Here is a 25,108-nt window from a genome sequence, read left to right on the forward strand (position 1 = left end):
CGGCACTCAACGAATTTACCTTAGACTAACAACTCATTTACGTTTACGCTAACGTAAACTTAAATCACGAATGGACTGACCAGTTTCCCTCCGCTTCGGAGGCGCGAGACGGGTGAGCACCAGAGACCAAGGAGAGCAAGGATGCATGCCCTGATGGATGAAACCCTCCGCGCCCTGACCGAACAGGTCGAGGCCTTCTGCCAACAAGTGATAGCACCGCGCGCCGCCGAGATTGACCAGAGCAACGCCTTCCCCCGCGATCTCTGGCCAAAGATGGGTGAGCTCGGACTGCACGGCATCACGGTGGCGGAAGAGTATGAGGGGGTGGGCCTCGGCTATCTGGCCCATGTGCTGGTGATGGAGCAGGTGAGCCGCGCCAGCGCCTCGGTCGGCCTCTCCTACGGCGCCCACTCCAACCTCTGCATCAACCAGATCCACCGCCACGGCACCCCTGATCAGAAGGCCCGCTATTTGCCTGATCTGGTCAGTGGCAGGCACGTGGGGGCGCTGGCCATGAGCGAGCCGGGAGCCGGCTCAGACGTGGTCAGCATGCGCCTCACCGCAGTGCGCGAGGGAGATCACTTCGTGCTGAACGGCAACAAGATGTGGATCACCAACGGCCCGGATGCGGACACCTTCGTCATCTATGCCAAGACGGATCCGGCCGCCGGGGCCAAGGGGATCTCCGCCTTCATCGTCGAGGCGGGCACCCCGGGATTCACCACGGCCCAGAAGCTCGACAAGCTCGGGATGCGCGGCTCCAGCACCTGCGAGCTGGTGTTCGACCACTGCGCCGTGCCGGCAGAGAACCTGCTCGGCGCCCTGCACGGCGGGGCCCGGGTGCTGATGAGTGGCCTCGATTACGAGCGGGTGGTGCTGGCCGCTGGCCCCCTTGGCATCATGCAGGCCTGCATGGACGTGGTGCTCCCCTATGTGCGCGAGCGCAAGCAGTTCGGTCAGGCCATCGGGGAGTTCCAGCTGGTGCAGGGCAAGCTCGCCGACATGTATACCCGCCTCGCCAGCAGCCGCGCCCTGGTCTATTCGGTGGCAAGCGCCTGCGACAAGGGCCACACCAGCCGCAAGGATTGCGCCGCCGCCATCCTCTTTGCCGCCGAGAACGCCACCCAGATGGCGCTCGATGCCATCCAGCTGCTCGGCGGCAACGGCTATATCAACGAATACCCCACGGGCCGCCTGCTGCGGGACGCCAAGCTCTACGAGATAGGGGCCGGCACCTCGGAGATCCGCCGCTGGCTCATCGGCCGCGAGCTGATGGGAGATAACGCATGATGCTGCTCCCTTTGTCACCTGCCATCGGCAACAACAACCAGATGGGAGAGAACCCATGAGCCAGATCCACTCCCGCCTGGATACCACCAGCGCCGAGTTTGCCGCCAATCGGGCCGCCATGCAGGCCCTGGTGGCCGATCTCGATGCCCGCCTCGCCGAGATAGCCCAGGGCGGCGGCGCGGCCAACAATGCCCGCCATCAGGGGCGCGGCAAGCTGCTGCCCCGGGAGCGCATCAATCGGCTGCTGGACCCGGGCTCCCCCTTCCTCGAGCTCTCGGCGCTGGCCGCCTGGCAGGTCTATGAGGAAGCTGTGCCCGCCGCCGGCATCATCACGGGGCTAGGCCAGATTGCGGGCCGGCTCTGCCTGCTGGTGGTGAACGACGCCACCGTCAAGGGGGGGACCTACTACCCGCTCACGGTGAAAAAGCACCTGCGGGCCCAGGCCATCGCCGAGCGGCTGCGCCTCCCCTGCCTCTATCTGGTGGATTCCGGCGGCGCCTTCCTCCCCATGCAGGACGAGGTGTTCCCCGACCGGGAGCACTTTGGCCGCATCTTCTACAACCAGGCCCGCATGTCGGCCCAGAACATCCCCCAGCTCGCCGTGGTGATGGGGCTGTGCACCGCAGGGGGCGCCTATGTGCCCGCCATGGCGGATGAATCCATCATGGTCAGGGAACAGGCCACCATCTTTCTGGCGGGCCCGCCCCTGGTCAAGGCGGCCACCGGCGAGGAGATCAGCGCCGAGGCCCTGGGGGGCGCCCTGGTGCACTGCGCCCACTCCGGGGTAGCAGACCACCTGGCCGAGGACGACGCCCATGCCCTGGCCATCGCCCGCACCCTGGTGAGCAATCTGGGGGAAAACCGCATGCCAGCCTCGGGCTTGCCTGGGTGCCACCCAAGCTACGAGGAGCCCCTCTACCCCGTGGAGGAGCTCTACGGCCTGGTGGGCACCAGCCTCAAGCGCCCCTATGACGCCCGGGAGCTCATCGCCCGCCTGGTGGACGGCTCCGAGTTTGACGAGTTCAAGGCGCTGTTCGGCACCACGCTCGTCACCGGGTTTGCCCGCATCCAGGGCATGCCCGTGGGGATCCTCGCCAACAACGGCGTGCTCCACAGCGACAGCGCCCAGAAAGGGGCCCACTTCATCCAGCTGTGCAACAAGCGCGCCATTCCCCTGCTGTTCCTGCAGAACATCACCGGCTTTATGGTGGGCAGTGCCGCCGAGCGAGAAGGCATCGCCAAGCACGGCGCCAAGCTGGTCACCGCCGTCGCCTGCAGCCGGGTGCCCAAGCTCACCCTGATCGTCGGGGGCAGCTTCGGCGCCGGTAACTACGGCATGTGCGGCCGCGCCTATGAGCCCGACTTTCTGTTCAGCTGGCCGGGCAGCCGCATCTCCGTCATGGGGGGCGAGCAGGCGGCCAACGTGCTGGTGCAGGTACGCCGGGACAAGCTGGCGGCCGACGGCAAGACCCTGGGGGAGCAGGAGGCGGACGCCATCCGCGCCCCCGTCATCGCGCAGTATGAACGCCAGGGGCACCCCTACTACGCCAGCGCCAGGCTCTGGGATGACGGCGTCATCGATCCCGCCCAGAGTCGCACCGTGCTGGCCCTGGCACTGGCCGCCTGCCAGGGGGCCGCGACCGGCCCGGAACAGTACGGCATCTTCAGGATGTAAGGAGTTCGACATGTCCGATCCACTGTGCAATGACCCCCTGGCCGGCTGCCGGCTTGAGCGCCACGGTCCGCTGGTTGAGCTGGTGCTGGCACGCCCCGCCCGCCACAACGCCCTCGATGCCGATCTGATGCAGGAGCTGCTCGATTGCCTGGGGGATCTGGCCCATCGCCACGGCCAGCCCCTGGCCGAACGCCCCCATGTCCTGCTGCTGCGGGCAGAGGGCAGGCACTTTTGCGCTGGCGCCGATCTCAACTGGATGCGCAACCAGCTTCAGGGCGACTTCGATCCCGGCTCGTTTGAAAAGAACCGGGAGGATGCCCGGGTGCTGGCCAGGCTGATGCAAGCCCTGGACGAGCTGCCCTTCCCCACCGTTGCCCTGGTGCAGGGAGCGGCCTATGGCGGAGCCCTCGGCCTGCTCTGTGCCTGTGACATAGTGCTGGCCAGCGAGGACGCCCGCTTCTGCCTCTCAGAAGTGAGCCTGGGACTGGTGCCTGCGGTGATCAGCCCCTATGTGGTGCGCGCCATGGGTATGCGCCAGGCCCGCCGCTACATGCTGAGCGCCGAGCCCTTCGATGCCATCACCGCCTGCCGCCTCAACGTGGCGCACCGGCTCTGTGCGCCGGAGACGCTGCTCTCCGAAGGGCGGGCCTTGGGCATGCGTCTTTGCCGCAACGGCCCGGAGGCGATGAAGGAGACCAAGCGGCTGCTGGCCGCCATCGAACACCAGCCCGGCCATCAACACGAAGAGATAACCGTCGAGACCATAGCCCGGGTACGGGTCGGACTCGAAGCCCAGGAGGGGATGCAGGCCTTCTTCGACAAGCGCCCCCCCAGCTGGCGCCCCCGTTTCAAGGATGAGACATGACTCAATACCAGCCCATCAAACGCCTGCTGATCGCCAACCGCGGCGAGGATAACCGGGATGCGGATCAACGCTTTTCGCCTCTCAATCTCTTCATGAACGAGTGTGCCTTGACGGACGAGGAGCAGACATGACACATCAGGCTCCCATCAAGCGCCTGCTGATTGCCAATAGAGGCGAAATTGCCGTGCGTATCATCCGGACCGCCCGCCGCCTCGGCATTCACACCATAGCCCTCTACTCGGACGCCGACGCCCGCGCCATGCACGTGCGGGAAGCCGACGAGGCCTGGCATCTGGGGCCAGCCCCGGCGCGGGAGAGCTATCTCGACGCCGCCAGGGTGCTGACAATGGCCCGCGAGGCCGGAGCCGACGCCGTGCACCCCGGCTACGGTTTTCTGTCGGAGAACAGCGACTTTGCCAGCGCCTGCGAACAGCGGGGCTTGCGCTTCATCGGCCCGAGCGGCGCCGCCATCCTCGCCATGGGGGACAAATCCGGCGCCAAGGCGCTGATGCAGGCGGCCGGCGTCCCCGTGCTGCCCGGCTATCACGGCGCGGATCAGACGCAGGCCTTGCTGCGTGATCAGGCGCACCAGGTCGGCTTTCCGCTTCTTATCAAGGCCGCCAGCGGCGGCGGCGGCAAGGGGATGCGCCGGGTCGAGCAGATAGACGAGTTTGACGCCGCCCTGGCGGCGGTGAAACGGGAAGCCCTGGCCGCCTTCGGGGATGACAGGGTGCTGCTCGAGCGCTACCTCCCCCGGGCCCGCCATGTGGAGGTGCAGATCTTCGCCGATACCCTGGGCAACGCCATCTATCTGGGGGACAGGGACTGCTCCTTGCAGCGCCGCCACCAGAAGGTGATCGAAGAGGCCCCCGCCCCCAACATAGCCCCGGCGCTTCGCCGCGCCATGGGCGAGGCCGCCGTGGCCGCCGCCCGGGCCATCGACTATGTGGGGGCAGGCACCATAGAATTTCTGCTGTGCGGGGACGAGTTCTTCTTCATGGAGATGAACACCCGGCTGCAGGTGGAGCACCCGGTCACCGAGGCCGTCACCGGCCAGGATCTGGTGGCCTGGCAGCTGGCGGTCGCCGAGGGCCAGCCGCTGCCCCTCACCCAGGAGGAGGTGGTGCTGGGCGGCCATGCGGTGGAGGCGCGCCTCTACGCCGAGGACGTCGGCGCAGGCTTCTTGCCCGCCAGCGGCCCCATCCAGTGGCTCCACTGGCCACAGGGGGTACGCATCGACACCGGGGTCGCCGCCGGCGATGAGGTGAGCCCCTATTACGATCCCATGATCGCCAAGCTGATCGCCCACGGTCAGAGCCGCGCCGAGGCCTTCGCCAGGCTGGCCGATGCCCTGGCGGCCCTGAGTCTCGGCCCCCTGGTGCACAACGGCCCGCTGCTGCTGCGCCTGTGCGAGGAGCCGGACGTGCTGGCCATGGCGCACCACACCCAGTGGCCCATTCCGACCGACTCCCTGCCCATACCGGACCTCGCCTGGCCGCTGGCCACCCTCTGGCTCGCCAGTCGCACCGGCCTCTCCCCCTGGCAGCAGGCCCCCGGTTTTCGGCTGGGCGGGAGCAGGAGCCTGACGGCGGCGGTGCGGATCGGCGAGGAGGCCCGGGTGCTGACCCTGGCCGAGCGCGCCGGTCTGCTCACATGGCAGGGGGAAACCTGCCCCTGTGAGCTCGGCACTGATTTTGTCCGCCTGCAGCGGGCGGGCCGCTGGGTGCGCTGCCCCGTCACCCCGGCGGCAGAGGCCGCCTTCGTGCTGCACCTCGATGGCAGGCGCATTCCCTTCGCCGCCGATGATCGGCGCCACAGGTCGCATCATGATCACGACGGGGCCCAGGGCGCCGTGGCCCCCATGCACGGCATCGTGGTGGCGCTGCTGGTCGAGGTCGGGCAACCCGTCGGCAAGGGGCAGCCCCTGCTGGTACTGGAGGCGATGAAGATGGAACACGTCTTGAAAGCAGACAAGGAGGGGGTGATCACCGCCCTCTCCTGCCGCCAGGGGGAGCAGGTGAGCCAGGGCGCCGTGCTGGTGCACTTTGCCGACCCGAACGCAGAGAACGCCGAGGGAGGCGCAGCATGAGCAAGGAGCATGGCACCCCCGTCGACAGGGTCAGCCTGGTGGAGGTGGGGCCCCGGGATGGGCTGCAGAACGAACCCCGCCTGTTGTCGCTGGCGCAGCGGCTGACATTGATCAACCGTCTCGCCGAGAGCGGCCTGCAACGGATCGAGGTGGGGGCCTTCGTCTCCCCGAAGCGAGTGCCGCAGATGGCGGACTCCGCCGAACTGTTCAAGGCGTTGCCCCGCAAGGGAGCGACCCGCTACGGCGCCCTGGTGCCCAACTTGCAGGGCTTGCAGGCCGCAATCCAGGCCAGGGTCGACGAGATTGGCCTCTTCACCGCCTGCTCAGACGGCTTCACCCGCGCCAACATCGGCATCGGCGTCGAAGAGTCACTGATCCGCTTCGCCCCTCTGGTGACGGAGGCACGCCGCCTCGGCATCAAGGTGAGGGGTTACCTCTCCACCGTCATCGCCTGCCCCTATGACGGCCCGACCCGCCCGAAACGGGTCGCCGCCCTGGCCGAGCGGCTGCTGGATCTCGGCTGCCACGAGATCTCCCTCGGCGACACCATTGGAACAGGCACCCCGGGCACCGTAGCCCCCATGCTGGATGCGGTGCTGCACGAAGTGCCGGCCGGCCGGCTCGCGGTGCACTTTCACGACACCTATGGCCAGGGACTCGCCAACCTGCTGCCGGCGCTTGAGCGCGGCATCCGCACCATAGACTGCTCGGTGGCGGGACTGGGTGGCTGCCCCTATGCCCCCGGGGCCTCCGGCAACGTCGCCTCGGAGGAGGTGGTCTACCTGCTGCACGGCCTTGGCATGAGCACAGGGGTGAACCTCGACAGGCTGGCCGCCACCGGTCAGTGGGTGAGCGAGCAGCTCGGCCGCCCCAACGGCTCGCGGGTCGGGCAGGCGCTCCACGCCAGGGCCAGAGAGCTGCAGCCAGGACTCGATGTGATAGCACAAGGAGAGTGCCATGACCCCTGAAAGCGCCCCCGCCGGGGAGAAGAGCGGCAGCATGTCGTCATGTCAGGAGGTTGACCCATGCAGGATCAGGCCATGAGAGGCGGCAGTTTCTGCGGCAAGGAGAGAACCTACAGCATCTCCGAGCTGGCTCAGGAGTTCGACATCACCCCGCGCACCATCCGCTACTACGAGGACGAGGGGCTGATCACCCCAGCCCGGGAGGGGCAGACCCGCATCTACAGCCACAAGGACAGGATCCGCCTGAAATTGACCCTGCGTGGCAAGCGGCTCGGCTTCAGCCTGGCGGAGATCCGCGAGCTGTTCGACATGTATGACACCGACCGCTCGAGCCGGATGCAGCTGCACTCCATGATCCAGCTCATAGAAGCGCGGCGCCACTCCCTGCGCCAGCAGCTCGAAGACATCCAGATGGTGATGGCCGAGCTCGATGCCGCCGAGCAGCGCTGCATCCACTCCCTCGGCGGCTTGAAGACAGACGCGGATTGACGGGCGCTGGGGGCCGCTCGCCCCCGAAGCAAGCCATGGCCCTGACAAGGATCCCTGCTCTCAAGGCCTGGCGCCGCACACCCCGCAGGCCCGCGCCGCACACCCGAGTCGGCGCTAAAGGCTGCCGACGGCTCAACCCCCCCCGTCCCGAACAGCAAGAAGGCCGCTCGGCCAAAAAGAGTCCCGACCTGGCGCGGGAGGCCGAGCCTTGCTCGATAATTCAGCTAACCCGGACAGAGTAAGGCGCAGCCCGAGAGCCATACCATGATCGAACGGCGATTAATTGCTACCATGTGCGCATCCAATGGAGACCATCATGCTCAAGCCTCTGCCCGCTCGCCTGTTGCGTTACGCCCTCTATCTTGTCGCGCTCTTGCTCATCTGCGTCACCATCTTGCTCTGGCAAGCCCCCAACCTCATCCAGCGCCACCTGCCGGGCTGGCTCGCCACCCATTATGGTCTGCAGCTCACCCTGGGAAAGATAGAGGTAGGGCTGCGCTCCCCCTCCCTCGTGCTGGGGCCCAGCGCCCTGCTCGATGAGCGGCAGCAGCCCCTGGTGTCGTTCGAAGAGTTGCGGCTCATCCCCAGGTTGAAGGAGAGCTGGCGCCAGAGAGCCCTGGTGCTGGAGGCGCTGACCCTGACCACCCCCAGGGTGAGCCTGGTGCGCCTGGCGGATAACAAGGGAGAGGCCAGTTTCAACCTGACCGAGGCCCTGACCCCCCTGCTCGACGCCCTGCAGAGCAGGGAGCCGGCGCCATCGACCGGCGAGCCCCTGGTGGTGAGCATCGGCAAGCTGGCCCTGGCCCAGGGGCAATTCCACTACCGCGATAGCCGCGAGCAGCGCAGCCCGGGCTGGGTACCGCCTCTCACCCTCAGCAAGATAGCCCTGCAGCTACCCGATTTTTCCAGCGTGCCAGCGGCCCTCAACCGCTATCGGCTGAGTGCGACCCTCAATGAGAAGAGCCCCCTCAAGGCCGACGGTGAATTCGACATCCTGACAGGGGCCGGCAAGGGGCAACTCAGCCTCGGCAAGGTCGCCCTCGCCCCCTTCTCCCCGCTCTGGGCCCCCTATTTCAAGGCCACCCTGGCCAGGGGCGAGGCCAGCGCCGAGCTGGCATACCGGCTCACATCCGGCAAGCAGGGGCTGGCATGGCAGATCGCCAAGGGCAGGCTGACCCTGGTCAACTGGCAGCTCAAGAGGGCAAAGGGCGGCGAATTTGCCCGCTTCAACCAGCTGGCCCTGACCGGGATCCGGGTCGATGGCAGCAAGCAGAGCCTTGAGCTGGATGCCGCCACTCTCAAGGCCCCCGCCGTCACCGCCGTGCTCGATGAAAAGCAGCAACTGGACTTGGCCGCGCTGCTGATCTCGCAGCCCAACACCAAAGCTGCGGCCAAACAGCCGACAGCGAACAAGCCCTGGCGTTGGCAGCTCAGAGAGACCCGCATCAGCCAGGGGGCGCTCAAGCTGACCGAGTCCAGCAGCGGCAAGCCCCTGCTGCGGGAGCTCTCGGGATTGGAGCTCACCCTGGGCCCCCTCGGCAGCCAGCCCGGCCAGAGTAGCCCCCTCACCCTGACCGGCACACTCCCTCCCCAGGCGACATTGGCCTTTGATGGCACCCTGGATCTCGCCCCCTTCGCCCTGAACGGCACCCTCAAGCAGCAGGGCCTGCCGCTCACCCTGGCCCAGCCCTACCTGCAGGATCTGCTGCGCATCAGCGTGCGGGACGGCCGGCTCGCCAGCCGTACCCGGCTGGACCTTGCCACCGATGACAAAGGGGCCCTCAGCAAGCTGGCGCTGAGCGGCGGGCTCGACATCGAGGGGCTCAACGTGCTGGATCGGGCCGACAACCAGCGACTGCTGCAGATAGAGAAGCTGCAACTGAGCGGGCTGCACTATGACGGCATCAGCCAGCAGCTGAAGATAGCCGACATCCTGCTGAGCAAACCCTTCGCCCGCATCGAGATCAATGAGGAAGGTGTCACCAACGTCCAGCAGTTACTGCTGCCACAACCGGCCAGCAAGCAGAGCGCGCCCGCACCGCACATCCTCATCGACCAGGTCCGCACCACCCAGGGCAACCTGCGTTTCGCCGACCGCAGCCTGAGCCCGGAGTTCGTGGTGGACATCGCCTCCCTCGCGGGCCAGAGCCGCCACATCACCAATGTCCCGGGGCAGCGCTCCGAGCTCGACTTCAACGGCAAGGTGGACAGATACGCCCCGGTGACCATCAAGGGGGGCGCCAACCTGCTGATCGAGGATCCCGTGCTCGACGTCGCCGTGGCCTTCAACAACCTGGAGCTCACCACCTTCACCCCCTACTCCAGCACCTATGCCGGCTACGCCATCGACAAGGGGCAGCTCTCCATGAAGCTCAACTACAAGTTGCAGGGCAACCGGCTGGAGGGGGACAACGACATCACCATCAAGAAGCTGCAACTCGGCGAGAAGGTCAAAAGCGAGCAGGCCAGGGATCTGCCGCTCGGGCTCGCCATCGCCCTGCTGAGCGACGCCAGCGGCGTCATCAAGATGAACCTCAAGGTGAAGGGCAACCTGGATCAGCCGGATTTCAGCCTGGGCAACATCTTCTGGGACGTGCTCGGCAACACCTTGAGCAAGGCCATCACCTCCCCCTTCTCCCTGCTGGCGTCCCTGACAGGGGGCACCAAGGATCTCGATGAGCTCCCCTTCCTGCCCGGCGATCCCGCCCTCACCCCGAGCCAGCAGAGCAAGCTGACCACCCTGGCTCAGGCACTGAAAGAGAGGCCCAGGCTCAGCATGAACATCCGCGGCAAGGTCAACTTCAACGAGGAGCGCCCCATCCTGCAGCGCCAGAAGCTGGAGCGGGTGCTGGCCAAGATCACCGGCAACCCGGTGGATCTCGCCCTGCTGGAGCAGGATCCCGCCCTGCAGGGTGCCCTGGCCGAGGCCTATGAGGCCAAGTTCAGCGAAAACTTCGGCACCCTGGCCGATCGCCTGGCGCTCCCGGCCCAGAGCCCGGCCCTGCGCACCCAGGCGGTGATCCTGCTGCGGGACCAGCAGCTGATCACCGCCAAGTCCCTGCGCAACCTCGCCATGCGCCGGGCCCAGAACACCAAGGAGTACCTGGTGGATACCCAGGGCATCACGCCGGATCGCCTGTTCGTGCTCGACAGCCAGGTCAAGGAGAGCGACAAGGAGGCCAAGGTGGTCCTCACCCTGGACAACTGATCCGCGATGATGGCCCCAGGAAGGGGGGATTTCCCCCTTCTGGCTCGCGCCCTCGGCCCCTCTTTTTGCTCCCTTCTCTGCTCCCTTCTCTGCTCGCCGCTTTGCTTGCTTCCTTGCTAACCGCAGGCCCCTGGCCCTGCACCATCCCTTGTGATCAGGCACCAGCCCAGGGAGGGTGGAAAATCCGGCACTCCCGCACAGGCCAGCGTCCAGGCGCACCTCCGTGAACCTGCACTTTCCACTCAGACCGATTGGCGGCTGATATGCGCACCTTCCTGTACCCGTACTTCCTGAAGAAGGCTTCCCGGCTTCGCTGGCCGATCTCCTGGCTCGGGACCAGCACCACAGCCCTGCCCCGAGGGCGGTTATGCCTTACCCCGAGGCCCCCCCTGCCTGGCGTCGGGGCTGTGCCGTCAATCAGCAGAGGGTGCCAGCTGATCAAGTGGTGCTGAACACCTCTTGTCTGATGGCATATGAGGTGAATTTTCAACCCGGCATCGCTTGTTCCAGCGCGCGGTGGGCCCGCAACCCGGTCATAGCCGCAGACGCGCTTTTCGTTGCCTGCTTTCATTTCGGGAGCCTTTCATACAAAAAAGCAACATTGAAAACGTTATCCATTCACCTGTCGTCTACCTGAATGGCACGAATGGTTGGTCACTTAAAATTTCCTGTCATTTTTTTACCATTTAGCCTCCTCACCCCCTTGCTCAGGGCCGAGAGCCTGCCTAAAATCGCGCGTCTTTTATCAACCCCCACCTCTATTTTTGGAGAACGCCACGTGAGCGAAAAATTGGCCAACCCTGCCCCTCTGGGTCTGATGGGTTTCGGTATGACCACCATTCTGCTGAACATCCATAACGCAGGTTTCTTCCCCATCAGCGCCATGATCCTGGCCATGGGCCTGTGCTATGGCGGTCTGGCCCAGATCATCGCCGGCATCATGGAGTTCAAGCGTGGCAACACCTTCGGTGTCACCGCCTTCATCTCCTATGGCACCTTCTGGTGGAGCCTGGTGTTCCTGCTGGTGATGCCGACCATGGGTCTGGCCGAAGCCACTCCCCACGCCTACATGGGCTGGTACCTGCTGATGTGGGGCATGTTCACCCTCTTCATGCTGGTTGGCACCGTCAACTTCCCGCGGGTGAAGCAGTTCGTGTTCGCCTCCCTGACCGTGCTCTTCTTCCTGCTGGCCGCCCGTGACTTCACCGGCAGCACCCTGATCGGCACCATCGCCGGTTTCGAAGGGATCATCTGCGGCGCCAGCGCCATCTACCTGGCCATGGCCACAGTGATCAACGAGCAGTTCGGCCGTACCGTGCTGCCCATCGGCGATCACAAGAAAGCCGCCGCAGTCCAGCTCAAGGCTGCCGCATAATCTGCCGCGCCCTGGCGCTCGCGCCCATGCAAAAGGCACCCTCGGGTGCCTTTTGTTTTTCTGTCGCCGAGGCATAGAGCCCGTCAGCTGTGCAGCTCGCCATCCCCTGCCAGCCATCGGGTAGCCGGGAAGCGGGCGGCAGGCTGCTGACCATAGAAGCGGGCGAGCTGCTCGTAGACGGCGGGATAGACGGCCCTCAGACGCAGGGGCTCGGTGAAGAAGCTCTCGCTGCACACCGCGAAGAACTCGGCGGGATGGGTGGCGGCATAGGGGTCTATCTGGGTCACCTCTCCCCTGGCCAGCGCGGCATTCATCTCATCGAACGCGTTCTGCAGCGCCTGGGTCCATTGCCGCTGATCCATGCCGCTCGGGAGCGGCGGCCCGCCGTCGGCATCCCCCCCCAGCATGTCGAGCTTGTGCGCCAGCTCGTGGATCACCAGGTTGAAACCATCCCAGTCCCCATCTTGCTGCAACTCGCTCCAGGCCAGCACCAGGGGCCCCTGGGGCCAGGACTCGCCGGCGTTCTCCTCTTCAAACTCGCTCACCAGCCCGAACTCGTCCTGCACCTCCTGGCGGCGGGTGACGGGCTCGGGGATGATGATCACCTCGTGAAAGCCGCGATACCACTCCAGCCCCAGATGCAGTATGGGCAGCACAGCCTGCAGGGCCAGCACCCCCTGCTGACGGGGAGTGAGTTCGACCCCGATCTGGGTCAGCGTCTTGCGAGAGAGGAAGTGGCGGGCCAGTTCGATCAGCTGCTGCTCTTCATCGTGGGAGAAGCCCTGCAAGATGGGCACGGCCGCCAGGGCCTGCTGCCACTCCAGCGCCTCGGGGACATGACGCTCCCCGGGGGATGCAAGACCGAATACCGCTTTCAACCTGGACCAGAACACACAGACTCCTCATGCCACATCAGAATAATTTCACGAACCGTTTCGGCCGCTCGCCATACCCTTGCGCCAGGTAGAAACGGTGAGCCCCCTCGCGCTTGAGGCTGCTGGAGAGCTCCAGCTGGCTGCAACCCGAGGCCTGCGCCCGCGCCTCGGCCGCCGCCAGCAGCAGGGCACCCACGCCGCCGCCCCTTGCACCTTCATCGATAACCAGCGCCGAGATCAGGCCCCAGGCTGGTGCAAGGTGCATGGGTTGCAACCGATGCCATACCAGCACCCCGACCATCTCCCCATGATGGAAGGCGACCAGCACCTCCCGAGCGGGATCCGGCTCGGCCAGCCGCCCGTTCACCTCCTCCCCCGAGGTTGGATAGCCCAGCTGGGCGAACAGCGCCGACAACAGGGCGCCATCCCCCCGCTCGGCGAGACGAATGGTGCAGTCATTTTCTCTCATTGTCACTCCTGGCCTCCTATTTGCACTATGCCCTGCGGGCCCCTGGCTCTGGAAAAAGATGCACTTGATGGGTAAGTTCCGAATCTTGTCCAGTTCCACGCACCATTTGTTAATGTCAATTCACAAATTAACAAAGTGACAACACTTTTCACTAGGAAGGGCCGATACAAACCGATATGTTAAAACCCGCGGACTAACCAGTCGAAAGTCCCGCACAATACTGAGTGACCCTCTTGGTCACCACATATTTCAATGTTAAGGGAGCGAGGCACAGACCTCGCCAAGACAGCGCAACAAAGGAGTTGTTGTACATGAATGAGATCGTCAATGCCATCAATGGCGTGATTTGGAGCCCAGCGCTCATCTACCTGTGCCTGGGGGTGGGCCTCTACTTCTCCCTGCGCAGCCGTTTCCTGCAACTGCGCCACATCAAGGAGATGGTGCGCCTGATGTTTGATGGCAAGAGCACGGATGCGGGCGTCTCCTCCTTCCAGGCGCTGGCCATGACCCTGGCCGGCCGGGTCGGTACCGGCAACATCGCCGGCGTCGCCACCGCCATCACTTTCGGCGGCCCGGGCGCCCTGTTCTGGATGTGGATGGTCGCCTTCCTCGGCGCCAGCTCCGCCTTCGTGGAGTCCACCCTGGGCCAGGTCTACAAGGAGAAGATCAACGGCGAGTACCGCGGCGGCCCGGCCTTCTACATCGAGAAAGGGCTCGGCATGAAGTGGTACGCCTGGACCTTCGCCATCGCCACCATCTTCGCCTGCGGCGTGCTGCTGCCTGGGGTGCAAGCAAACTCCATCGGCTCCAGTCTGCAGACCGCCTTTGACATCGATCCCAACGTCACCGCCGCCGGTCTGGCGCTGCTGCTCGGCTTCATCATCTTCGGCGGCGTGAAACGCATCGCCAGCTTCGCCAGTACTGTGGTGCCCTTCATGGCGCTCGGCTACATCATCGTCGCCTGCGTCATCATCGCCCTCAACATCGGCCAGCTGCCTGGCGTGATCCTGCTGATCTGGAAGAGCGCCTTCGGGATGGAAGCCGGTTTCGGTGCCATTCTGGGCCTGGCCATCATGTGGGGCGTCAAGCGTGGCGTCTACTCCAACGAAGCGGCACAGGGCACGGGCCCGCACGCCTCCTCCGCCGCCGCGGTGAGCCACCCGGCCAAACAGGGCCTGGTGCAGGCGTTCTCCGTCTACATCGACACCCTGTTCGTCTGCTCCGCCACCGGCTTTATGCTGCTGATCACCGGCCTGTACAACGTACAGGGTCCGGACGGTGCCGCCATCTATACCGGCATCGCCGGCATCGCGGCCGGCCCCGGTTATGTGCAGACCGCCATGGAGAGCATGATGCCCGGCTTTGGCAACTACTTCGTCGCCATCGCGCTGTTCTTCTTCGCGTTCACCACCATAGTGGCCTACTACTACATCGCCGAGACCAACATCGCCTACATCAACCGCAAGATAAACCGCCCCTGGCTCACCTTCCTGCTGAAGCTGGCCCTGATGGCCTCCACCGTCTACGGCACCGTCAAGACCGCCGAGCTGGCCTGGGGTCTGGGTGACATCGGGGTCGGCCTGATGGCCTGGCTCAACATCGGTGCCATCCTGCTGCTGCAAAAGCCCGCCTTCGCCTGCCTGAAGGACTATGAGGCCCAAAAGGCCCTGGGGCTGGATCCCGTGTTCCACCCGGAGAAACTCGGCATCAAGAACGCCGACTACTGGACGGGCCGTCGCTCCGAGCAAAACCTGGAGCAGGAACAATCTGGTCACCCGTTCGAGCCGGATGCGGATTCCATTGCCAAGTGATCAGACGGCACAATGCAAAATGGCAGCTTCGGCTGCCATTTTCATTTGTGCTCTCTTGAGGGCGCGGCGGGTCAGAGCGCGTTGCGGCGCGGTCCGAACGGCAGGCGCCAACGAAACAGGCTGTTGAGGGTTGCCCGCCACTGGTTGGGGCGCCCCAGGATCTGCTTTTGCAACCGGGTCTCCTCTTTTAGCATCAGCTCGTCGCTGCGGGCCCAGGCCTGATGGTAGAGCTGCTTGATCCCCGCCAGTGCATCCGGCGACTTGGTGATCAGGGTCCTGGCGAACTCCCGCGCCGCGTCGAGGGGATCCTCGCAGACCCGGCTCACCAGCCCGAGCGCCCTCGCCTCCTGGGCATCCAGCTCGCGGCCGCTCATGGCCAGCTCCATGGCGGTGTCCACCCCCATCAGATTGCGCAGGGTGACGCTGCCGCTCATGTCGGGGATGATGCCCCACTTGATCTCCATCACCGAGAAGCGGCAATCCGGGGTGCTGAAGCGAAAATCGGCCCCGAGCGCTATCTGCAGACCGCCGCCGAAACAGACCCCCTGGGTCACGGCAATCACAGGCACCGGCAACTGGTGCCAGCCATAGGCGACCCGCTGGGCCAGGTTGGTCGCCTCATCCGCCTCGCGCTTGAGAATATCGAGGGCCGCCACCGGCTGCCTCAGCATGGATTTCACATCCAGCCCGGCGCAGAACGCCCGCCCCTCGCCGTGCAGGATCACCGCCCGCAGCCCCTTGTGCTGCGCGAGCTGCGTCAGCGTCTCGTCGATGGCGCCGAACATGGCCCTGTCCAGGGCATTGAGCTTGTCCCCCCGGGTCAGCATCACCTCGGCGATGCCGTCCCGGATCTCGCATCTGATCCTTGGCTTGTCCATTTCCTTCCTCTTCCTTGTGCCGACACTGGTCATACCACAACGTTACCAGAGTGTTATCGGCAGGTACAGGGAGGCCAACCCGGCTCTGCGACTAAAGTCGGCTGGCCCCGCCCTGGTCCCTTTGCCAGACTGGCCCCATGCCCACAGGCCGAGAATTGTCATGTCACTCCTGTTCGATTTTGCCCGCCCGCCCTTTGATTGCCTGGGCGAGGCGGCCCGTGAACGACTCGGCCAGCGCCTCAGCATCTGCTACTTCCGCGCCGGCCAGACGGTGCAACAGCCGGGGGATGAGCCCGCCGGCCTCTACCTCGTCATCAAGGGCGCGGTGGAGGAGTCGGCGCCCCACCAGCCCTTCGGCGACTATGGCGTGGGGGACATGTTCGACGTGCGCGCCCAGTTCGACGGCCGCTGCCGCCATCGCTTCAGCGCCCTGGAGGACACCCTCTGCCAGCTGATCCCCCGCGACACCTTCCAGGGACTGTGCGACGCGCACCCTCCCTTCGCACACTATTTCACCGCGACCCTGGCCGAGCGTCAGCGAGAGCAGGAGCGCCGCGGCCAGCTCGGGCAACAAAACCTGGCGGAATTTATCCTGACCCGCATCGACCCCGGCCACCTGCAGCCGCCCCTGCAGCTCGACAGCCAGACCAGCCTGCTTGCCGCCAGCGAAGCCATGGCCAGCCGGGGCACCGACTGCCTGCTCTATCCCGCCGCCGACGGCAGCCTGAGCCTGGCCACCCGCAAGACCCTGCTCCACGCCCTGACCCTCAAGGGGCTGCCCCTGACGGCAACCCTGGCGGTGCTGACCCCGGCGCCCCTGATCGGCCTGACGCAAGGCAGCTATCTGTTCGATGCCCTGCTGCTGATGACCCGCCACCGCATCAAGCGGCTGGTCATCTGGCAGGGGCAGGAGGTGGCGGGAGTGCTGCACCTGACCCAGGTGCTGGGGCTCTTCTCCGCCCACTCCCATGTGCTGACCCTGCGCATCGCCCGGGCGGACAGCCAGGGGGCCCTGGAGGCGGTGGCCCGGGAGCAGCAGCAACTCATCCGCACCCTGTTTGCCCAGGGGATCCATACCCTGTTTCTGATGAAGCTCATCGCCACCATCAACGAGCAGTTGATCGCCAAGGCCTTCGCCCTGGTGATCCCCCCCGAGGTGCAGGAGCAGGTGTGCCTGCTGATGCTGGGCTCTGAGGGGCGCGGCGAGCAGATCCAGAAGACCGATCAGGACAACGCCCTGATCCTGCCGGATGGCCTGCATTGGCCAGATCGGCAGGCCGATCTGGCCACCTTCAGCGCCCTGCTCGCGCGCCTCGGCTACCCCCCCTGCCCGGGGAAGGTGATGGTCAGCAATCCGGAGTGGGTCAAGGGGGCCCGCCAGTGGCAGGATGAGATAGAGCAGGCCTGTGTGCGCGCCAGCGAGGCCGATCTGCTGTGGCTCGCCACCCTGGCCGATGCCCAGGCCATCATGGGGGATCGCCCCCTGCTCGCCCCCCTCGCCCGCCACCTGAGAAAGTGCCTGGCCGACCGGCCGGATCTGCTGGCGGAGATGGCCCGGGCGGCGGTCGCCTTTCACACCCCCCTCACCCTCTTTGGCCGGCTGGAGCAGGCCCCCGAGGGGCTGGATCTCAAGCGCGGCGGCCTCTTCCCCCTGGTGCACGGCCTGCGGGTGCTGGCCCTGGAGGCAGAAGTGCTGGAGACCTCGACCCTGGGACGGATCGACGCCCTGGTGGCCGCGGGGCGCCTCAGTCCCGACTATGGCGCCAACTTGGCGGAAGCCTTCCGGCTGTTTGTGCGGCTGCGGCTGCGCAGCCAGCTCAAGGATGGCGACAGCCGGGTACAGGTTGGCGAACTCGCGCACGGGGAGAGGGATCTGCTGCGCCATGCCCTGCATCAGGTGAAGAAGTTCCAGCAGTGGCTCACCTTGCACTTTCGTCTTAGGCAATAGGCATGTGGCGCCGCTGGCAACGTCATTGGCTGGGTAGAGCCTTCCGGGACGGGGAGTTTGCCCCGCTCTTTGCGACCCCCCCCGAGGAGGAGTGGGTGGCGCTGGATTTCGAGACCACCAGCCTGGATCCCGCCAAGGCGGAGATCGTCTCCATCGGGGCGGTGCGCATCCAGGGTAACCAGGTGCTGATCGGCGAGGCCCTCAGCATCAGGGTGCAGCCACCGGCCAGCCTGAGCGCGCACTCCGTGGTGATCCACGGCCTGCGCCATCAGGATCTGCAGCAAGGAATGGCGCTGGAAGCCGCGCTGCGTCTGCTGCTGGCCTTCATCGGCCCCCGCGAACTGGTGGGCTACCACATCGCCTATGACTTGCGGATCCTCAATCTGGCCTGCCAGCGGCTCTGGGGGCTGCGCCTGCCCCAGCGTGGCATAGAGGTGAGCCGGCTCTATCACGATCAGCTCTTTCGGCGCTATCCCGATGCTGTCATCGACCTGCATCTGACCGCCATCTGTCAGCATCTGGGGCTGCCGCCCCTGCCCCTGCACGACGCCCTGAGTGACGCCACCGCCGCCGCCCTCATCTTCCTGCGCCTGCATCAGGGCGGCCCGCTGGCTTATCCCAAAGTCTAATTGCCCAAAAATAACATTTAATTCACATTTTGCTTACATGAGCAGGTCTCCTGCTCGGTAGGGACACCCTTCAATCACAGCTGACACAACCGTCACGGAGAACTGCAATGGAACAGCAACGCTATCTGAGGATCCAGCAAGATCCCAACTTCCAGGAGCTGGTCAGCAAACGCCAGCGCTTCGCCTGGACCCTCTCCATCCTGATGCTGGGGCTCTACCTGGCGTTCATCCTGCTCATCGCCTTCGCCCCGGGCTGGCTTGGCACCCCACTCAGCGACGGCTCCAGCATCACCCGCGGCATCCCGGTTGGCGTGGGCCTCATCGTCGCCTCCTTCGTGCTGACCGGCGTCTATGTATTCCGGGCCAACGGCGAGTTTGACGAGCTGAACCAGAAGATCCTCAAGGGAGTGCAATCATGAAAGGCAAGTCTCTGCTGCTGCTCGGCAGCCTGTTGTCCACCCCCCTGCTGGCGGCCGATGCGCTGACCGGTGAGGTGCAACGCCAGCCCCTCAACATCTCGGCCATCGTGATGTTCGTGGCCTTCGTGGCCGCCACCCTCTTCATCACCTACTGGGCCTCCAAGCGCAACCGCTCGGCCTCCGACTACTATGCCGCCGGCGGGCGCATCACCGGCTTCCAGAACGGTCTGGCCATCGCCGGCGACTACATGTCCGCCGCCTCCTTCCTCGGCATCTCCGCCCTGGTCTACACCTCGGGCTATGACGGCCTCATCTACTCTATCGGCTTCCTGGTGGGCTGGCCCATCATACTGTTCCTGATCGCGGAGCGGCTGCGCAACCTCGGCAAGTACACCTTCGCCGACGTGGCCTCCTACCGCCTCAAGCAGACCTCGGTGCGCAGCCTCTCCGCCAGCGGCTCCCTGGTGGTGGTCGCCCTCTACCTCATCGCCCAGATGGTGGGTGCCGGCAAGCTCATCGAGCTGCTGTTCGGCCTGCAATACCATGTGGCCGTGGTGCTGGTCGGTATCCTGATGGTGCTCTACGTGCTCTTCGGCGGCATGCTGGCCACCACCTGGGTCCAGATCATCAAGGCGGTCATGCTGCTCTCCGGCGCCTCCTTCATGGCCATCATGGTGATGAAGTCCGTCAACTTCGACATCGGCGCCCTGTTCAGCGAAGCGGTCAAGGTCCATGCCAATGGCGCCGCCATCATGAGCCCGGGTGGCCTGGTGGCCGACCCCATCTCCGCCATCTCCTTAGGGCTGGCCCTGATGTTCGGCACCGCCGGTCTGCCCCATATCCTGATGCGCTTCTTCACCGTGAGCGACGCCAAGGAAGCCCGTAAATCGGTGTTCTATGCCACCGGCTTCATCGGCTACTTCTACATCCTGACCTTCATCATTGGCTTCGGTGCCATCCTGCTGGTCAGCACCAACCCGGACTTCAAGGACGCCACCGGCGCCCTGCTGGGGGGCACCAACATGGCGGCCGTCCATCTGGCCGACGCCGTGGGTGGCAGCCTGTTCCTCGGCTTCATCTCCGCCGTGGCCTTCGCCACCATACTCGCCGTGGTCGCCGGGCTGACCCTGGCGGGCGCCTCTGCGGTCTCCCACGACCTCTATGCCTGCGTCATCAAGGAAGGCAAGGCCAACGAAGCCGACGAGCTGCGCGTCTCCAAGATGACCACCCTGGTACTGGGAGTGGTGGCCATCGGTCTGGGCATACTGTTCGAGAAGCAGAACATCGCCTTCATGGTGGGCCTGGCCTTCTCCATCGCGGCGAGCTGCAACTTCCCGGTGCTCTTCCTCTCCATGTTCTGGTCCCGCCTCACCACCCGCGGCGCCGTCTATGGTGGCTGGCTGGGCCTCATCAGCGCCGTGACCCTGATGATCCTGGGCCCGACCGTGTGGGTGAAGGTACTGGGCCATGCCCAGGCGATCTTCCCCTACGAATACCCGGCACTCTTCTCCATGGCGCTGGCCTTCGCCGGGATCTGGTTCTTCTCGGTCACCGACAAGTCCCAGAACGCCTCCGACGAGCATGCGAAGTTCTTCCCGCAATTCGTCCGCTCCCAGACCGGGCTCGGTGCCTCCGGCGCCTCCGCCCACTAAGCTTGTCTGACTCCCCCAAGCCGGCCCAGTGCCGGCTTTTCTTATTCCGGGCCTCCCCCTCGCCTCTCCTTTCCCTCCCCTCAGGTGAGCGACGCCTTTTTCGCCACCGGGTCCCCGTTGCAATGGGCCCCGATCACAGTTCTTGCTAAAACTTTCGGGGGATCTGTGCCATAATGCGCGCCATTTGACAGACAACCCGGGACATCTCCTTTGTTAAGCAGCAACAACATCACCATGCAGTTCGGCGCCAAGCCGCTGTTTGAGAACATCAGCGTCAAGTTTGGCGGCGGCAACCGCTACGGCCTCATCGGCGCAAACGGCTGTGGCAAGTCCACCTTCATGAAGATCCTCGGCGGCGATCTGGAGCCCACTGGCGGTAATGTGAGCCTGGACGTCAACGAGCGCATCGGTAAGTTGCGCCAGGATCAGTTCGCCTACGAAGAGATGCGCGTGCTGGACGTGGTCATGATGGGTCATAGCGAGCTGTGGGCCGCCATCGCCGAGCGCGATGCCATCTATGCCAACCTCGACGCCACCGACGACGACTACATGAAGGCCGCCGAGCTGGAAGGCCTGGTCGCCGAGTATGACGGCTATACCGCCGAATCCCGCGCCGGCGAGCTGCTGCTGGGTGCCGGCATCCCCATCGAGCTGCACAACGGCCCCATGAGCGAAGTGGCCCCGGGCTGGAAACTACGGGTGCTGCTGGCACAGGCGCTGTTCTCCAACCCCGACATCCTGCTGCTGGACGAACCGACCAACAACCTGGACATCAACACCATTCGCTGGCTGGAGCAGGTGCTCAACGATCGTGAAAGCACCATGATCATCATCTCTCACGACCGTCACTTCCTGAACTCCGTCTGCACCCACATGGCGGATCTGGACTACGGCGAGCTGCGCGTCTACCCGGGCAACTACGACGAATACATGACGGCGGCCACCCAGGCCCGCGAGCGTCTGATCGCCGACAACGCCAAGAAGAAGGCCCAGATTGCCGATCTGCAATCCTTCGTCTCCCGTTTCAGTGCCAACGCCTCCAAGTCGAGCCAGGCCACCTCCCGCCTCAAGCAGATCGACAAGATCAAGATCGAGGAAGTGAAGGTCTCCAGCCGTCAGAATCCCTTCATCCGCTTCGAGCAGGAGAAGAAGCTCTACCGCAACATCCTGGAGATCGAAGGGCTGTCCAAGGGGTATGGTGAGGAGCCGCTGTTCAAGGGCCTGAGCATGATGCTGGAAGTGGGCGAGAAGGTCGCCATTCTGGGTACCAACGGCATCGGTAAATCCACCCTGATCAAGACCCTCATGGGCGAGCTGGCGCCGGACAGCGGCACCATCAAGTGGTCCGAGAATGCCCAGATCGGCTACTACGCCCAGGATCACGCCGACGATTTCGACACCGATCTCAACGTGTTCGACTGGATGTCCCAGTGGAAGCAGCCCAACGAAGACGAGCAGGCGGTACGCTCGGTGCTGGGTCGTCTGCTGTTCTCCCAGGACGACATCAAGAAGCCGGTCAAGGTGCTCTCCGGTGGCGAACAGGGTCGCATGCTGTTCGGCAAGCTGATGATGCAGCGTCCCAACATCCTGATCATGGATGAGCCGACCAACCACCTGGACATGGAATCCATCGAATCCTTGAACCTGGCGCTGGAGATGTATCAGGGCACCCTGATCTTCGTCTCTCACGACCGTGAGTTCGTCTCCTCCCTGGCGACCCGTATCATGGAACTGACCGAGAACGGCATCCGCGACTTCGGCGGCACCTACGAGGATTACCTGCGCAGTCAGGGCGTGGTGTAACTCCCGGGTCTTACATCGTAAAACCGGCGCCAGTGGCGCCGGTTTTTTTATGCCTCCGTGCACCCCAGCAAGCGTCCCCCACTGCAAGGGAAGGATGGGATGGGGGGAGCAAGAGTGCTGAGCAAGAGCCGCACACTCCCATGCAGCCGTCCGGCTTGTCCCAGGATAGACAGCACCAGCCCATGCCTGGCCCCTTCCCTCTTCAGCCCGCCCGCGCTTGCAGAGCAGAGCATGGTCGGGACATAAAAAAACGGCTCCATCAAGGAGCCGTTTTCAATTGAGGGCGTGTATCGATTACTCGACGGTCGCCTCCACGTCGGTGAAATACTCAATCTTGGCCGCTTTGCGCAGCTCGTCGATCAGCGACTTGTAGTCGGCCTGGGCCTTGCCCTGACCGAGCTGGCCTTGCAGCAGGCTCACCATCTGGGAGGGCTCCTTGGTCAGATTGACCTTGTCCAGCGCCACCACCACGCGATCGCCATTGGCTTCGGCCACCAGCTCGACGCTCGGCTTGCCATCCTTCGGATGGGGCATGCGGAACGCCTGGGCCAGCAGGTTCTGATCCATCTCCTGGGCGAAGCGGGAAACACCCTTGTGGCTCTCCACCTTCAGCCCGAGGGTGGTCAGATCGGCCTGGATGTCCTCGCCGGCGTGCAGCTTGTCGAGCAGGCCCTGGGCCTTGCCACGGGCCACTTCGCTGGCCTTCTCATGCTTGATGGCCGCAATCACCTGATCCTTGATCTCCGCCAGCGGCTTGGCCGCCTTGGGCTGGTGACCCATGATGTGCAGCACCAGCGCCTTGCCATCGGAGAGCTCGATCACGTCGGAGTTGGTGTTCTCGTCGCGCAGTTGCTCGGAGAAGGCAGCCGCAAGCACCTTGGGATCATTGAGGGGCGCCTGGGCATCGGCCTGGCTGAAGTAATCAGACGAGATCACCTTCAGACCCATGGCTTCGGCAGTCAGATCCAAGGAGTCCGGGTTCTCGAAGCTGCTGTCGGCCATCTTCTGCTGCTCGGCAAAGAACAGCTCCTTGGCCTTGTCCGCTTGCAGACGGGTGATGGTTTCGCTCATCACATCCACGAACGGCTTGGTCTTGCCAGGCTCGACGGCCAGCAGCTTGATGATGTGGAAACCAAACGGGCTCTTCACCACGGTGGAGAGATCGCCCGCCTTGGTCAGCGCGAAGGCCGCCTGCTCGAACGCCGGATCCATCACCCCTTTCTCGAACCAGTCGAGCTCGCCGCCCTTCTTGGCGGAGAAGGTATCGCTGGAGTTGGCTTTGGCCAGGGTCGCGAAGTCTTCACCGCCCTTGACCTTGGCCAGCAGCTCGTCGGCCTTCTGCTGGGCCGCCTTCTCATCCTTGCCAAAGGGGATCAGGATGTGTGCCACGCGGCGACGCTCGGCACGCTGGAACAGGTCCTGGTGCTGATCGTAATAATCTTGGGCATCCTGCTCGGTCACCTTGATGTTCTTGCCGAGGTTAGCCGCATCCAGCAGCAGGTAGTCGACCTTGACCTTCTCATCGTTCATGAAGCGGCCGCTGTTGGTCTTGTAGAACTGATCCACCTCGGCGTCGCTCACCTCGACCTCACCCAGGTAGGCGGAGGCAGCCAGGCGCACCAGGCGCAAGTCCCGGGTCTGGTTGTAGAGCTTGTCGAGCTGCTCGGCCTCGCCCTTGAGGGCGAACTCGGAGCCCAGCACGGCGCCCATCAGTTGCTGGCGCACCATGTCCTGGCGCAGAGAGTCGCGGAACATCTCGGGGGTCATGCCGGCACGGCGGATCAGCTGCAGGTAGCGATCGTTGTTGAACTTGCCGTCCTCGGCAAACTCCGGCATGGCGACGATGGCCTGCTTGATCTGCTCGTCACTGACCCGTAGGCCGAGCTGACGGGCCTTGTCATCGATCAGCGCCTGATCGATCAGCCGGTCCAGCACGCCGCGGCGGAACTGTTTCATGTAGTCGGGGTTGGCGGCCAGCTGGTTGAAGGCCTCACCCATTTGGGATTCCATGCGGGCCCGCTCGTTGCGATAGGCATTCTCCAGTGCGGGGGCACTGATGTCATTGCCGTTGACGGTAGCGGGGGCGGTACGTGCCGGGCCATTGAGGTAGCTGCCTACACCGGCCAAGGCAAAGGAGAGGATGATCAGGCCCAAGATAACCTTGGCTACCTTGCCCTGCGCCCCTTCGCGTAGTTTATCCAACATCATGTTTGTACTTATGCTCCCGAACTCGATGGGCATGAATAATGAAAAGGCGCACCGATTGCGATGCGCCTTGGTCAATCAGTATGAGGGAGAGCCCTCTCACTTGTCTGGTCAGCGACCAAGGTCGGAGCCGATGAAAATCAGCGCCCGGCTTAGTTGACCGCGTCTTTCAGGGCCTTGCCGGCTTTGAAGGCAGGAACTTTACCGGCAGCGATTTCGATGGTCGCACCAGTTTGCGGGTTACGGCCAGAACGAGCGGCACGCTCGCGAACGGCGAAAGTACCGAAGCCAACCAGAGCAACCTGGTCACCCTCTTTCAGGGCTTCACCAACGGCGTCAATGAAAGCATCCAGCGCACGACCAGCGGCGGCTTTGGAGATATCAGCACCGTCTGCAATCTTGTCAATCAGTTGAGATTTATTCACTCTTATATTCCCCTTTTATCGAACATCGCTGCGGCACT

At 64.5% G+C, this 25,108-nt stretch carries 20 protein-coding genes; 15 read left to right on the plus strand and 5 right to left on the minus strand.

Features of this window, described 5'->3' with window-relative positions:
- Positions 1–141 precede the first annotated feature (141 nt).
- The 9 genes from AAHB08_RS06700 to AAHB08_RS06740 all read left to right on the plus strand — a co-directional run bounded on the left by AAHB08_RS06700 (position 142) and on the right by AAHB08_RS06740 (position 11,956).
- The gene (locus AAHB08_RS06700) at positions 142–1,290 is read left to right on the plus strand and encodes an isovaleryl-CoA dehydrogenase (RefSeq protein ID WP_265437502.1); all 1,149 of its coding nucleotides are present in this window, start codon (positions 142–144) and stop codon (positions 1,288–1,290) included.
- Between the two features lie 55 nt (positions 1,291–1,345).
- Positions 1,346–2,965 carry a carboxyl transferase domain-containing protein gene (locus AAHB08_RS06705; RefSeq protein WP_342058488.1) on the plus strand — a complete coding sequence of 540 codons (1,620 nt, stop codon included), beginning with the start codon at positions 1,346–1,348 and terminating at the stop codon, positions 2,963–2,965.
- A gap of 10 nt (positions 2,966–2,975) precedes the next feature.
- Complete coding sequence (locus tag AAHB08_RS06710) at positions 2,976–3,830, plus strand: enoyl-CoA hydratase-related protein (protein ID WP_342058489.1); 855 nt, start codon at positions 2,976–2,978, stop codon at positions 3,828–3,830.
- On the plus strand, positions 3,827–3,961 hold the full coding sequence (locus tag AAHB08_RS06715; protein WP_269091827.1) for a hypothetical protein: 135 nt from the start codon (positions 3,827–3,829) through the stop codon (positions 3,959–3,961). Before AAHB08_RS06710 ends, AAHB08_RS06715 begins: the two co-directional genes overlap by 4 nt.
- Positions 3,958–5,919, plus strand: coding sequence for an acetyl/propionyl/methylcrotonyl-CoA carboxylase subunit alpha (locus AAHB08_RS06720; protein ID WP_342058490.1), 1,962 nt, complete (start codon positions 3,958–3,960; stop codon positions 5,917–5,919). The genes AAHB08_RS06715 and AAHB08_RS06720 overlap by 4 nt, the downstream gene beginning before the upstream one ends.
- Complete coding sequence (locus AAHB08_RS06725) at positions 5,916–6,887, plus strand: hydroxymethylglutaryl-CoA lyase (RefSeq protein WP_342058491.1); 972 nt, start codon at positions 5,916–5,918, stop codon at positions 6,885–6,887. The genes AAHB08_RS06720 and AAHB08_RS06725 overlap by 4 nt, the downstream gene beginning before the upstream one ends.
- Before the next feature lie 72 nt (positions 6,888–6,959).
- Complete coding sequence (locus AAHB08_RS06730; protein WP_139439381.1) at positions 6,960–7,373, plus strand: MerR family transcriptional regulator; 414 nt, start codon at positions 6,960–6,962, stop codon at positions 7,371–7,373.
- Positions 7,374–7,677: 304 nt separating this feature from the next.
- Positions 7,678–10,581, plus strand: coding sequence for a DUF748 domain-containing protein (locus tag AAHB08_RS06735; protein WP_446699514.1), 2,904 nt, complete (start codon positions 7,678–7,680; stop codon positions 10,579–10,581).
- Between the two features lie 778 nt (positions 10,582–11,359).
- On the plus strand, positions 11,360–11,956 hold the full coding sequence (locus tag AAHB08_RS06740; protein WP_005315399.1) for an acetate uptake transporter: 597 nt from the start codon (positions 11,360–11,362) through the stop codon (positions 11,954–11,956).
- Positions 11,957–12,039: 83 nt separating this feature from the next.
- Here the strand turns inward: AAHB08_RS06740 and AAHB08_RS06745 are convergent, their stop codons facing one another.
- Both AAHB08_RS06745 and AAHB08_RS06750 read right to left on the minus strand, forming a co-directional pair.
- On the minus strand, positions 12,040–12,849 hold the full coding sequence (locus AAHB08_RS06745) for a zinc-dependent peptidase (protein ID WP_202045418.1): 810 nt from the start codon (positions 12,847–12,849) through the stop codon (positions 12,040–12,042).
- A 19-nt stretch (positions 12,850–12,868) separates the two neighbouring features.
- Positions 12,869–13,300, minus strand: a complete 432-nt coding sequence (locus tag AAHB08_RS06750; protein ID WP_342058493.1) for a GNAT family N-acetyltransferase — start codon at positions 13,298–13,300, stop codon at positions 12,869–12,871.
- A 311-nt stretch (positions 13,301–13,611) separates the two neighbouring features.
- Between AAHB08_RS06750 and AAHB08_RS06755 the strand changes: the two genes are divergently transcribed.
- On the plus strand, positions 13,612–15,111 hold the full coding sequence (locus AAHB08_RS06755; protein ID WP_342058494.1) for an alanine/glycine:cation symporter family protein: 1,500 nt from the start codon (positions 13,612–13,614) through the stop codon (positions 15,109–15,111).
- Between the two features lie 71 nt (positions 15,112–15,182).
- Here the strand turns inward: AAHB08_RS06755 and AAHB08_RS06760 are convergent, their stop codons facing one another.
- Complete coding sequence (locus tag AAHB08_RS06760; RefSeq protein WP_247626284.1) at positions 15,183–15,989, minus strand: crotonase/enoyl-CoA hydratase family protein; 807 nt, start codon at positions 15,987–15,989, stop codon at positions 15,183–15,185.
- 160 nt (positions 15,990–16,149) lie between these two features.
- Here AAHB08_RS06760 and AAHB08_RS06765 point away from each other — a divergent pair, with 160 nt between their 5' ends.
- The 5 genes from AAHB08_RS06765 to AAHB08_RS06785 all read left to right on the plus strand — a co-directional run bounded on the left by AAHB08_RS06765 (position 16,150) and on the right by AAHB08_RS06785 (position 22,440).
- On the plus strand, positions 16,150–17,937 hold the full coding sequence (locus AAHB08_RS06765; RefSeq protein ID WP_342058495.1) for a putative nucleotidyltransferase substrate binding domain-containing protein: 1,788 nt from the start codon (positions 16,150–16,152) through the stop codon (positions 17,935–17,937).
- 2 nt (positions 17,938–17,939) lie between these two features.
- Positions 17,940–18,566, plus strand: coding sequence for a 3'-5' exonuclease (locus AAHB08_RS06770; RefSeq protein WP_342058496.1), 627 nt, complete (start codon positions 17,940–17,942; stop codon positions 18,564–18,566).
- A gap of 107 nt (positions 18,567–18,673) precedes the next feature.
- On the plus strand, positions 18,674–18,985 hold the full coding sequence (locus AAHB08_RS06775; RefSeq protein ID WP_139439389.1) for a DUF485 domain-containing protein: 312 nt from the start codon (positions 18,674–18,676) through the stop codon (positions 18,983–18,985).
- The gene (locus AAHB08_RS06780) at positions 18,982–20,637 is read left to right on the plus strand and encodes a cation acetate symporter (protein ID WP_139439390.1); all 1,656 of its coding nucleotides are present in this window, start codon (positions 18,982–18,984) and stop codon (positions 20,635–20,637) included. Before AAHB08_RS06775 ends, AAHB08_RS06780 begins: the two co-directional genes overlap by 4 nt.
- A gap of 210 nt (positions 20,638–20,847) precedes the next feature.
- Positions 20,848–22,440, plus strand: a complete 1,593-nt coding sequence (locus AAHB08_RS06785; protein ID WP_139439391.1) for an ABC-F family ATPase — start codon at positions 20,848–20,850, stop codon at positions 22,438–22,440.
- Between the two features lie 294 nt (positions 22,441–22,734).
- Here the strand turns inward: AAHB08_RS06785 and ppiD are convergent, their stop codons facing one another.
- Positions 22,735–24,648 (minus strand): peptidylprolyl isomerase, encoded by a 1,914-nt coding sequence (gene ppiD / locus AAHB08_RS06790; RefSeq protein WP_342058497.1) that lies wholly within the window; start codon positions 24,646–24,648, stop codon positions 22,735–22,737.
- A gap of 149 nt (positions 24,649–24,797) precedes the next feature.
- A complete protein-coding gene (gene hupB / locus AAHB08_RS06795) occupies positions 24,798–25,070 on the minus strand; it encodes a nucleoid-associated protein HU-beta (RefSeq protein WP_005315375.1) in 273 nt (90 codons plus the stop codon).
- Between the last annotated feature and the right edge of the window lie 38 nt (positions 25,071–25,108).

Source organism: Aeromonas sp. OTU364, assembly GCF_038440395.1.
In the GTDB taxonomy this organism is placed as follows: domain Bacteria; phylum Pseudomonadota; class Gammaproteobacteria; order Enterobacterales; family Aeromonadaceae; genus Aeromonas.